The following is a 12,357-nucleotide window of genomic DNA, read 5'->3' on the forward strand; positions in this document are numbered from 1 at the left end:
GGATGCAAATGGGGTACGATTCTTTAATTGGAACATTAATAAATTATGAACATAGTGACATGATACTAGAATGGAAAAGTGGATTGAGGATTATTGGAGAACTAGATACAGTTTTTGAAACAGACAATGGACTAGATGAGGATGATATAAATTATACAGAATATGATGCAGCTGTATTTAGAGTAAATAATATTTTATCTCGACCTAATACAAACGAAGGTACTGTATATAATTGGTTAAAACAAGAAAAAAGTTCATTGGTTGAAATTTCTCTCTATGATGATCCGCCAAGTGCAGTGTTTTTAACTGACGGAAAAAGAGTATGGGAAAGAGAAATGTGTAAATAATAGGTGGCATTTAAACTGTTACCTTATTAGTCAAATTAGATTTAGTTAATTTTGATATATGGTTTTTAAAGGAATCAGAACAGGCTACTAACATATACTCTGGTATGAAGAAAAGATATCCTAATCGTAAGCTGATTCCTTTTGCTAAAAGATTTGATAATGATGATACTGCATGTTTTGAAATCGGCAAAGGAAGTAAAGTTCAATTTATTCATGATTTTACTTGTGAAGGTTTTGAACAAAGAAAAGAATTTGATGACTTTTGGGATTGGGTTGAATGTGCTATGAAAGAAATGATAGATTACAATCGAAGTGAAAAAAACAATAATCAAAATCATTTAAAAATTTAATTGAATAAGTATCTTATGCTTTACGTCATGCTCCGTGGGAATACGAATTGGAGTTAGATGAGAATGGCTGGGTGTCTGTTGAGCAACTTTTACACGCACTTCACCAATCCATTGAATGGAGAGATGTGAAGATAGAAGATTTAAAAATAATGATTGAGAAATCTGAGAAAAAAGGCATGAGCTAAAAGAAAATAAAATTCGTGCGTTGTATGAACATTCTATTCCCATGAAAATAGTAAAGGAAGAAGGCGTTCCACCTAAATTTCTTTATCATGGTACATCTCCTCGCTTTTTAAATTCTATTGAATTAAATGGGCTATCACCTATGTATAGACAATATGTCCATCTTTCTGAAGATATTGTAACTGCTGAATTAGTGGGGAAAAGAAAAGATAAGCATCCTATTATTTTAGAAGTTAATACTGAAAAAGCTAGAGAAGAAGGCGTTAAATTTTATTTAGGAAATGAAAAAGCTTGGTTAGCAGATGAGATTCCTAGTGAGTTTATCGCAATTAATAAGAATTAATTGAATCTATTCTACTAGATTATGACGGCAGGAAAAAATTTTTCTTTAGGATATATATTTGAATGAACCATGTTATCTGTCTTAAAATAAACAAATAAAAGGCGAGTTACTTATGGAAAATAATCAACAAGAGAGACTTCACATTTGAGGTCTCTTTTGTTGATTTAAATTGAAAATTATTATTTAAGCGAATGCACTTTCGTACCTCGCATTTCACAGGCACATAGGCTTCAATTGATGTTATATAGTATGTTTTTCAATGTAAAGAAACATTAGAAAAAGCTGGACAATATTATTAAATAGCCGGGTCCATTGTAGAAATGTTTGAAGCTATTTCGCTCATAGGCGGATCTAATTTCTTAACTATCGTTGCAGAAGTAGGAACTGGCGGATTAGCATCACCAATTGTTATTCCATTAGATATAGCAGCAACAGCTACTGGGGCAAGTCTTTTTGTACATGGTGGATTTGTTTGGAATAAATCGATTCAAAATACTAAGGATACTATTCAAAAAATCCAGTCTTCTGGTGGAGGTGCGGCTAACGGTAAACCTAGCAGTAACAAAAATACAACTGTAGATAATTTTGATGCAAAAACAGCTACAAATAAGCAAAAAGGTAATTATGGTGAAATAAAATCTAGTGACAATTTATTGAATAATCAAAGTTTAAAAGAAGCTGGATTTGATTTAAAGCCAGTCGGAAAAAGTGCACCATCAGGCATAAATGATAAAATAGTAAAAGGAATTGATGGATTATACGAAAATGCAAATGCAGAATCAAAGATCAAATATGTTATTGATGAAGCAAAGTTTGGTAGTTCACAATTGGGGAAAACTAAAGATGGACGACAAATGTCAAATATGGATAGATGGTTCTAGACGTTTGGAATCAACTGTTGGAGAAGAAATGGCAGATAAAATTCGAGAAGAAATGCTTTTGAATCCTGAAAATGTACAAAATATACTAATTAATGTTGATAAGGATGGTAATGTGGTTAAAAACATTTTGGATTCTTCTGGGAAGAAAATAATTGAGTAAGGAGAATGAAATGAGAGATATTTTAAAAAATGAAGATTATTTCGAGGATTATTTAAATAGACAGAATAATAGAATAGAAAAATATAAAGAATTAGCAATAAAAGTAAAAAATGAAAGACCAAATGATTTAGGTAGTATTAAAAGAGCTTATGGATATATTGAATCAATTTGTATTGATAAATTTAATTGTTTATATTCAATGGGAAGACCTATGGAAGTACTAAGAGATTTTTACCCCGAAATAATTGAGGCGATGAAAAAGGGGTGGAGTGGCAAATATAGATATGTAGATTTATTGTGGGTTCTTTCTATTGGGATAATGCTTGATGTTTCAAAAGATTATATAATTGAATTAGAAAAGTTGGTAGAAAAAGAGAAATTGAATGATTATTTGATTGATTTTTTATTTAGTTATAAAGATGAAAATTGGGAAGGGAATACCACAGAATTTATCTTTGTAGACCCATATAAATCAATTTATCATGTGATCAATGCAAAGAATAAAGAAGAATCAGTAAAGGAATTGAAAGAATATTTAGAGGGGAAATGGTATAAGGGGCATAGTGATACAGGCTGGTATGACTCACATGAAAATAAAAATGATATCTACAATGGTTATTGGAGTTACGAAAGCGGAGCAATCGTAAAGATTTTAAAATTAGATGATTCAAGTTTAAAAAATACTTTATACTACCCTTATGATATGGTGCATTATCAAGGAAAATAAATGTAAGAATCCACAGTGTTCAACTTTTTACACTGTGGATTTTTTAGTTTGTGTTAAAGTATCTATAAGGGTAATGTTGGTAAGGGATCTAGTGAGCTAGAAGTAAGATTGATGCAGAACTAATTAGGAATTATCACTGTTTTTTTTATCTAAATAATCATAATATCTATAGGAGGAATCAAATAGAATGAGAGATTATTTAATTATAGAAGAAAAATGTAGAGAAGGAATTGAATATAATAAAGAGTTTATTCAAGAAAATAAAGAGGATATTAAAAGTTTAGAAGAAGGTGAGAAAAAGGGAATTCAAAGATATTCTAAGGATAATAATAGTATTATAGAAGGAACCTACTTATCAAGCTTTAATTATGAGTTAGAGGATATTATTGCAAAATATTCTCTAGGAGAAGCTATCCATACAATAGAAGGAGATTTTGACAAAGCTCTTATTAATTTGAAGCATATAGGAAAAAAAGAAGTTGGATATTTAAATCTAATTTGGATGATATCTCTAGGGATTTTATTAGAGACGGAGAAAAAGAATCTTGTAAGTTTAGCTAAGCTAGTTGAGAAGGAAAATATGAATGACGCAGTAATTGATTTCCTCTTATGCGCTAGTGATATCGGATACACAAAAGTGACGAATAGATATTATAAAGAAAATCCATATGCAAAAACGAGAGAGATTATAGAACTTGCACAAACAGATAAAAAAGAAGCATCTAAAAGATTACAAACGTACATGGAGAAAGAATGGTTTAAAGGCCATTATGATTATGAATGGAAAAATGCGCATAAAGAACCTGGATATGTAGGGTATTGGAGCTTTGAGACAGCTGCAATAGTAAAGATACTCGAACTTGATGATACAAGTTTAAAAGATAATAATCATTATCCATATGATTTGGCACATTATAAAAATGAAATGAAATTCAAGCATATAGACCTAAGTGAATATCACTATGAAGATGAGACAGAAGAAATCGAGGATATAGTAGAAGGAATTGAACATAATCCTGCATTGGAAAATATTATTCCGCCAAAATGGCATTCATTGGTCAATGAATTAATACATGATTATGAGAATATGGATGATAGTAGTTTTTATGAAAAATACAAAAAAACGATAGGAATAGGTCAAGTGTGGTTCTTACCACAAGAGTATGAAGAAGAAAATGAGCAAAAAAATCTATTAGGAAGTTTAATTGTGTTTGCCCTGACGGTAAGAGATTATATATTACAACTGGACTATAAAGAAGATTTAGAGGACTACATTGATAATCTTAAAAATTTCTGGAATGGATCAGAAACAAAGTTAATTCAATTTATGTTAGAAAATGATCAAAATTATTATGCATGGGTACCAAAAGAAGCAAGTATCCCAAATATGTATGAAGTAAAGATAGAGAGTGTCGATGTAGAGGAAGTTCTATAACGAACAAATCGAAATGTTTTTTATTATATGTAATATTAGAATGCATTTTACTAGTTAATTGAAAACAATGCATGCGTGGCAGAAAAAAGGATGTATCGTTACTAAAAATTAGAGGGAAAGAAGGGTGTTGGATTGAGTTAAGCACCTCATTGTCAATATACGACAATAGGTGCTTTTTTGCGTGCAATGAAGAAAAAATAAAAGATTCATTTTCACTCTATTTCATCTTTGAAATACATGTTATAATTTGGAAAAAATATATTCTTAATTTTTAGATAATTAAAAGGTGGTAGATTACTATATGAGTACATTAAAGAAAATTACTAACAATATTTCGAAAGTTATTATAGGAAAAAACGAATCGATAGAACTAGCAGCCATTGCTCTAATAGCAAGAGGACACATTTTATTAGAGGATGTACCTGGGACAGGAAAAACAACATTAGCGAAAAGTTTGGCTAAAAGTGTGGACGCTAAATTTCAAAGAATACAATTTACAGCGGATACTTTGCCGGGAGATGTTATTGGTCTTGAATATTTTGATGTGAAGGAATCCGAATTTAAAACGAGGTTGGGTCCTATTTTTGCAAATATAGTAGTAGTAGACGAAATAAATCGTGCTGTACCGAGAACGCAATCTTCGTTACTGGAAGTGATGGAAGAACGTACTGTTACGATTGCGAAACAGACACATTCATTACCAGAACCCTTTTTAGTAATTGCAACGCAAAATCCTCTTGAATCGGCCGGTACATTTCCTTTACCTGATGCTCAGTTAGATCGATTTTTACTTACTATACGCCAAGGCTATCCTACAAGAGAAGCAGAAAAGGAGATGATGAATCGTTTCCAAACAAATGATCCGTTAGAAACGTTACATTCCATTATTTCAACTGAAGAAATTATTACAGTGCAAAAACGTGCAAGAGAAGTGTTAGTAGGAAATGATGTGCAAGATTATCTACTTGAAATTATTGAGGCAACGCGTAAACATGAGTTAATTGAAATTGGTGTAAGTCCTCGGGGTACTTTGGCATTTATGAGAGCAATTCAAGCACGGGCAATATTAAATGAAAGAGATTATTGTACGCCAGATGATATTAAGACGCTTGCTGCATCTGTTTGCGCTCATCGGTTAACGTTAACGATTGAGGGGGAGATGAAAACGACGAAAGAACAAATTATGAAAGAAATTCTTCATACGATTAGTGTGCCAGTGGAGAATGTACGATGAATCAACAGCTTGTGTATACACCTTTAGCGGAGCCTTTCGTAATGGTTGTTATGTCAGTTGTAGCCGTTATTTTATGTGTATTTTCAAGTAATCTACTGTTTCTATCTCTCGTATTTTTGTATGTAATTTTAATAGGTGCTATGCATGTATATATACGTAAAGTATCTCGTGTTGAATGGGAATATAGCCAAGGAAATTCAAACGTTTTTATAGGTGAAACGAATATGTGCAAAATGAAAATCTCAAACAAGTCGTTATTCCCTATTTTCAATATCGTATTTCGATTTAAATGTGAAAATAAGTTAACTTGGAATCATGATGAAATAAACAAAAATCATAGTACAGGTTCAAATTATTATATGAATTTTAATATAAAAGGAAGAGAATCGGTTTCATTTGATTTGCAAGCTGTAGCTGTAAAAAGAGGAATTGCGAAATGGGAAGAAGTTGAAATTGTCATTACGGATCCTTTTGGATTCATAACGAACCATATAACGTATAAACAAGTTGGAACGCCGTCTTATTTAGTTTTACCAGCTGTTCCGAAAATGCAAGTTCCTGAATTGCAAGAATGGTCACGAGGGTTTCGAAAAGCGATGTCATCCCCCTTATATGATGAAACGAAAGTAATGGGAGTGAAGTCGTATGAAAATGAAGATTTTCGTTCTATCCACTGGAGTGCAACAGCGAAAACAGGGACGATAACCGCGAAAAAGTACGAGCGAACACAATCAGATAAATATGCGATATATCTCAACTTGCAAAATAAAAGCGGTATTTCTTTGCGAAATGATACAGAGGAACTCATTGAATTAACGGCAGGCATATGTAAACAACTGCTTATGCAAAACTGTTCATTTGAAGTATGGATCAATAGCGTAAAAGATAACGGTTTGCTACATATAAAGAACGGTCATAACCGAAAACATTTGCAAAATGTATTAAAAGTACTTGCCTCAATATCGGACCAAGATACTCCTGTATCGTCTACTTATTTTTACACAGCAGGCTTTCGGCGAAAAGAATTGGATGCAGTTCCTTTAATTCTTGGTACTTCCCCAAAGAAATACAGTAGAACGAATAAATGGGTCGTAATTAAAGAATAAGAAGGGGTTTATGTTATGGCTAATAAAGAGCGACATATGAAGGTGAAGATTTGGAGTATTAGAGTTTTCATGATACTTTTCTTTACGGTTAGTGCGATAACGTTATCACAAGGTGTTGTGCATGTACAAGACATAGTAAAAGGGCTTTTTTCTAGTAAGACGGAGACAATATCGGAAAGAAATTATGATTTTACTAGTTTAGATGAACAGTTTGATGAACCTGAAAGAATTATAGATGAAGAAACAGGAGTTGTAGATACAAGAACAAAAATAGATAGGAAAATTCCACTTTTTGTACGAAAAAATTCATGGACTGATGTGTTTTCTGTTCTTTCAAATGCATGGATTAGTGTCGTTTTTTATGTAATTATTGCAGTGGTCATTCTCTATGCTTTTTATAAATTAACGAGGAGAAAGGTAACGAAATTAGAAATAGAACAGGATAAACAATCGATAACAAAAGAAAATATGGATAGAACCGAAAAGAACAAGAAAGTGAAGCATCAGTTTGAACAGCCGTTACTTAAAGATAAGATAAGGCAAACGTTAGTGGAATGGGAAAGAACATTACCGTTTCATGAACAGAGAAGGTCATATGAAACGATGCAACAATGGTTAAGCAGAATTTGTAGAACGCAAGATATTATTCCGATATATGAGTCTGTCCGATATGGAGAAAAGACGTATACGGAGTTAGATGTAGAGAAGACTGTACGATGGATAGAGCGAGACGGGAAGGCGTGACATTAATATAAGTAAATGAAATTAACTGTAAATTAATTTCATTTACTTATATTTAATTACATGGTAATGTATACTTACTTTTTTATATCTCTACCAATGTAAAAAGGTAGCCTTAGTAAAGTATTGCTCGTTGAATTTTTTTTGAGGTTATCTTCACTTCATCAATATAGAATGAAAAAGTGATGAATCCATTACGGGTATCATGTAAATAAAAAATATAATTTATATTTAAATTTTTGTGAGGGTGTGAAAATAGAATGAAACCGGTATTGAAAAACATACTCCTTTCCTTTATTTTTTCTGCAGCAGGGATGTGTTGGTTCCTATTTATGTTAGTTAGAGGAGACGGAGATTGGTTATTGTCTTGGGTAGGTGTATTAATGGCCTTTTTATCTTTATACACGTTAATAGATTTATATTGTAAGTATACATACGATAAAAAATTAAGTGAATTGTTTATCAAAGCAACAATTACTACCTTTAGTTTTGCAGTATTGGGAATCACATTTGGTATTGTACACGAGCTATTACAGCCATGGAGTCTTAGTTTAATGGTTTGGTATTGGTTGTTAGTGTTACTTTTATTTGTAACGACCATAATATTATTAGTTTTTGTATTATTTGTTAATCGTAAAAATTATAATATTCCTGGGAGATATAGAATACTTATACTGTTTAATCTATTTCTTACGTTAGCCCCAGTGCTGTGGCCATTACTACTTACTCTTATCGGGAATGGCATGAACGCTAGTGCAGGATGGTAAAAGTGAATGAACTAAAAAGTTGATATAGGGTTTTAAGTATGTAAGAGAACGTGTTTTGATAAATTGAAAACACGTTCTTTTTTTATTTTCATACATTACTTTTTCTCATCTGGGCGTCTAATTTTGAAAGTAAGTATTTCGTAAGGAATGGATAAGAAAAAAGAGAGATTTATTATATAAGATGAAAGTGTAGCTTGAATCAATACGATATGGATAGAGGAGAGAACCTTATGAAAAAATGTACTTCAATAAAGTTAGGAAGTTTTGCAGTTTTAATAGCGGGTACTACTCTTTTCGCACCAGGTTTTAATGTGAAAGCAGAGTCTACTCAAAATATTTCTAGTCCGTCACAAGCACAGGATCAAAAGAATCGGAATAGTTGGAAACAAATAATGCAGGAAACAGTACAGCTTGGAACACCAGGGGTATTAGCGAGGGCATCAAACAATGGAAAGATTAGTAGTTATACTGCAGGCGTCGCGGATTTAAATAGTAAGAAACCAATGAAATCGGATTATCGTTTTCGGATTGGAAGTGTGACGAAGACTTTTACTGCTACGACTGTTCTTCAATTAGTAGGAGAAAATCGTGTACAACTTGACGATTCTATTGAAAAGTGGCTACCTGGCCTCATTCAAGGAAATGGATATGATGGCAATCAAATTACGATACGTCAACTTTTGAACCATACAAGTGGTATAGCTGAATATTTAAAGTCAAAAGACGCTGACATTATGAATTCGAAAAAAACGTATACAGCAGAAGAAATAGTGGAAATAGGGCTTGCTCTACCTCCAGATTTTTCGCCAGGTAAAGGTTGGTCGTATTCAAACACGGGATACGTAATACTAGGAATGCTTATTGAAAAAATAACTGGTAATAGTTATGCGGAAGAAATTGAAAAGCGAATTATTGAACCTTTGGACTTGTTAAATACGTTTTTACCAGGTAATTCACCAGTCATCCCAGGAAAGAATCATGCTCGAGGGTATATGAAAATTGACGAAACAAGTGAATTGAAAGACATGACGTATTATAATCCGAGTTTAGCTAATTCAGCGGGAGATATGATTTCAGATGCGGACGATTTAAATAAGTTCTTTTCATCTTTGCTCGGTGGTAAGTTATTGAAAGAACGCGAGCTAAAAGAAATGCTTACTACAGTTCCAATAGAAGGAAAAGATCTTGGTGATGGATATGGCCTTGGGATCTATGAGACGAAACTTCCAAACGGTGTTTCAGTTTGGGGTCACGGAGGAGCAATTCCTGGGTTTATGACTTTTGCTGGCGGAGTAATTGGAGGCAAGCATACATTTGCTGTCAATGTTAACTCTTTAGGTGCGGCTGGTATTCTTACACAGTTTAATAAAATGATGCAAATTGAATTTAAGAAATAAATGAAAAGAATGTAAATGGGATCCTGTTTTAAGGGCAGTATTAGTATTCATAGTATGGCATCAAGTGTAATTCAAACTTATAGTCTGGTGGTAAAAAAGGATGTCGGTTACACGACATCCTTTTTTATTGAGAATCAAAGAGGTGTGTTTTGAATTTTGAAAATTGTTATTTTTGCAATCATTCCATATAATGAAAGGTATAGGGGATATACAGGGGAGTTATGAATGGAGAATACTTTAGTTTGTTAATTGTTTTTATTTTAATAAATAAAAGTAAATTGATTTGGAGTGAAATTCATTGGGAGAAAATCAGTTTAGATGGAGTAACACACAATTACGAGAACATGTTGAAGTAATAGATGGTAAAAGAAGTCCGCACATTTTATGTAAGAACGCAACTTATTTAAATTCCTATATGCGCGAGTGGATGCAAGCAAATATTTGGATCTATGATGACCGGATTGTTTATGTAGGGGAAAAGCTGCCAGTGCAACTGCATGAATGTGAAGTCATTGATTGTGATGGAAAGTATGTAGTTCCAAGTTACATAGAACCTCATGCACATCCGTATCAATTATATAATCCTGAAACTTTAGCGAATCATGCGATGCAGTTTGGGACAACAACTTTTATTAATGATAATTTAACTTTATTTTTCACATTACAACGTGAAGAAGCATTTCGTTTATTAGATGAATTTGAAAAGATTCCAGCAAGTATGTATTGGTGGTGTCGTTTTGATGGACAAACTGAATTGCAAAACGGGGAAACTTTATTTAATCGTGAAGAAATAATAGAATGGCTTAAGCATAAAGCAGTTCTTCAAGGCGGCGAACTAACAGCGTGGCCAAAACTATTACATGGCGATGATGAAATGTTAACTTGGATGCAGGAAACGAAGCGATTGCAGAAGAAAGTAGAAGGACATTTTCCAGGTGCATCTGAAACGACTTTAGCGAAGTTAAAACTGTTAGGTACAGATTGTGATCATGAAGCGATGACAGGGCAGGAAGCTTTCACTCGTCTTATGCAAGGTTACACTGTTTCCCTAAGAAATTCTTCAATCCGCCCAGATTTAGAAGTTTTACTGAAAGAATTGTTGGAACTAGGCGTAAAGCAGTTTGATAGATTCTTTTTTACAACAGACGGCTCACATCCTTCGTTTTATGAGAATGGAATGACAAACGTTATGATTTCTACCGCGATAAAACAAGGAGTGCCAGTAATAGATGCATACGATATGGCAAGTTATAATATTGCTCGTTATTATAATATGGAACATGTACATGGTTCGATTGCGACAGGTAGAATTGCTAATATCAATATTTTAGAAAGTAAAGAAAACCCAGTACCAATTAGTGTCCTTGCAAAGGGGAAATGGGTGAAGCGTGACGGTGTAAATACACATGAGGCATTACATATAGACTGGAGTAAACATAAAGTAACTCCATTATCATTAGATTGGTCAATAGAAAAAGAGGATATGATTTTCTCTAATAAAACGGGGATACACTTATTAAATAACGTTATTACAAAACCATACACTAGTGAAATCAATATAGACTGTGATGAATTGTCCACAGATCATGATGAATGTTTCCTTATGATGATTGCCCGTGATGGCAGTTGGCAAGTGAATACAGCTGTGAAAGGTTTTGCGAAAAAACTAGGTGGGCTTGCTAGCTCTTATTCTGGTACAGGTGACATCATTCTTATCGGAAAAAGAAAAGAAGATATGCTAACAGCTTTTCGTAGAGTAAAAGAGCTCGGTGGTGGAATGGTCATAGTAGAAAACAATGAAGTGTTACACGAAATAGCATTACCATTGCTCGGGATTATGTCTAATTTAAAAATGAGAGAATTAATACAGGAAGAGAAACAGATGGTGAAATTACTACAAGAGCGTGGCTACGCGTATGATGATCCAGCATTTACAATTTTATTCTTTTCTGCGACGCACTTGCCTTTTATACGAGTAACACCTATAGGATTATATGATGTGAAAAGTAGTAAGGTAGTTGCCCCGCCCGTGAATTTGATAAAGCAATATTAAAAGGAAAGATCCTATAAAAATTTTATTTTATAGGATCTTTCTTATTATTAGCATAAGAATATTGTAAGCCTCAAATGATATAGTATCTAAATCATTTGAGGTGATATGTAAATATGAAAAAAATATTTTACATTTTAAGCGTATTTATTCTGTGTGTATCGATACAACACGTTGTACATTCCCAATCAGATGCACCAGAGTTATCTTCGGATTGTCTCGAAGAAAGAAAAGTTAGAGATGAAAAGTATGTGAAGAATATAATACAGGACATTAAATCCACATTTAATTTAAATATTGATGAACATAGTTTTTGGGAAGTAAGTAAAAGAGATTTGGAGGCTGCCCATTTGATGTATGGTGGAAAGGAAAATGATTCTTATTATAATTCGCTAACTAAAATTTATGACAGTGGTAGATTTAGCGAACAGCCCAGCCTATTTGTGAGGGCGCAAGAAGCATTTTTACTTTATAAAGAACAAGATAATATCAATGTAATGAAAAGCCTAAAACTAGACGTTGAAAAAGGGGAATGGCTCGTTATAAAAACGAAAAAGAAGAAAGGGAAAAAAGTGAAATTCAAGCCGTTGCAATGTGAAAAAGATTATATGAAAAAGAGAAATGAATAACAAAATA

General features: G+C 32.9%; 10 protein-coding genes and 3 pseudogenes. All 13 read left to right on the top strand.

What is annotated here, in order from left to right:
• The first annotated feature begins 8 nt into the window (after nt 1-8).
• The 13 genes and pseudogenes from B9A45_RS14430 to B9A45_RS14495 all read left to right on the top strand — a co-directional run bounded on the left by B9A45_RS14430 (nt 9) and on the right by B9A45_RS14495 (nt 12,350).
• The gene (locus tag B9A45_RS14430) at nt 9-347 is read left to right on the top strand and encodes a hypothetical protein (protein ID WP_000540188.1); all 339 of its coding nucleotides are present in this window, start codon (nt 9-11) and stop codon (nt 345-347) included.
• 26 nt (nt 348-373) lie between these two features.
• A pseudogene (locus tag B9A45_RS14435) lies at nt 374-697 on the top strand (hypothetical protein); the annotation flags it as partial.
• Nucleotides 697-1,223: pseudogene (locus tag B9A45_RS14440) on the top strand (RNA 2'-phosphotransferase). The pseudogenes B9A45_RS14435 and B9A45_RS14440, both read left to right, overlap by 1 nt.
• Nucleotides 1,224-1,522: 299 nt before the next feature.
• A pseudogene (locus tag B9A45_RS32720) lies at nt 1,523-2,264 on the top strand (hypothetical protein); the annotation flags it as partial.
• A 10-nt stretch (nt 2,265-2,274) separates the two neighbouring features.
• Nucleotides 2,275-2,991 carry a PoNe immunity protein domain-containing protein gene (locus tag B9A45_RS14450; RefSeq protein ID WP_084064185.1) on the top strand — a complete coding sequence of 239 codons (717 nt, stop codon included), beginning with the start codon at nt 2,275-2,277 and terminating at the stop codon, nt 2,989-2,991.
• A 187-nt stretch (nt 2,992-3,178) separates the two neighbouring features.
• Nucleotides 3,179-4,426: a PoNi-like cognate immunity protein gene (locus B9A45_RS14455; RefSeq protein ID WP_084064186.1), complete on the top strand. Its 1,248-nt coding sequence runs from the start codon at nt 3,179-3,181 to the stop codon at nt 4,424-4,426.
• 301 nt (nt 4,427-4,727) lie between these two features.
• Entirely contained in the window at nt 4,728-5,660 is a 933-nt protein-coding gene (locus tag B9A45_RS14465) for an AAA family ATPase (protein ID WP_084064187.1), read from the top strand.
• Nucleotides 5,657-6,766, top strand: a complete 1,110-nt coding sequence (locus B9A45_RS14470) for a DUF58 domain-containing protein (protein ID WP_016110212.1) — start codon at nt 5,657-5,659, stop codon at nt 6,764-6,766. The genes B9A45_RS14465 and B9A45_RS14470 overlap by 4 nt, the downstream gene beginning before the upstream one ends.
• A gap of 15 nt (nt 6,767-6,781) precedes the next feature.
• Nucleotides 6,782-7,510: a hypothetical protein gene (locus B9A45_RS14475; RefSeq protein ID WP_016110211.1), complete on the top strand. Its 729-nt coding sequence runs from the start codon at nt 6,782-6,784 to the stop codon at nt 7,508-7,510.
• 257 nt (nt 7,511-7,767) lie between these two features.
• Nucleotides 7,768-8,274, top strand: a complete 507-nt coding sequence (locus B9A45_RS14480) for a DUF3902 family protein (protein WP_000805742.1) — start codon at nt 7,768-7,770, stop codon at nt 8,272-8,274.
• 230 nt (nt 8,275-8,504) lie between these two features.
• Complete coding sequence (locus B9A45_RS14485; protein ID WP_000710662.1) at nt 8,505-9,671, top strand: serine hydrolase domain-containing protein; 1,167 nt, start codon at nt 8,505-8,507, stop codon at nt 9,669-9,671.
• A 298-nt stretch (nt 9,672-9,969) separates the two neighbouring features.
• Nucleotides 9,970-11,724: an adenine deaminase gene (locus tag B9A45_RS14490; RefSeq protein WP_000504436.1), complete on the top strand. Its 1,755-nt coding sequence runs from the start codon at nt 9,970-9,972 to the stop codon at nt 11,722-11,724.
• A 113-nt stretch (nt 11,725-11,837) separates the two neighbouring features.
• Entirely contained in the window at nt 11,838-12,350 is a 513-nt protein-coding gene (locus B9A45_RS14495) for a hypothetical protein (protein WP_000719376.1), read from the top strand.
• Nucleotides 12,351-12,357 lie beyond the last annotated feature (7 nt).

This window comes from Bacillus sp. JKS001846 (assembly GCF_900176455.1).
In the GTDB taxonomy this organism is placed as follows: domain Bacteria; phylum Bacillota; class Bacilli; order Bacillales; family Bacillaceae_G; genus Bacillus_A; species Bacillus_A cereus.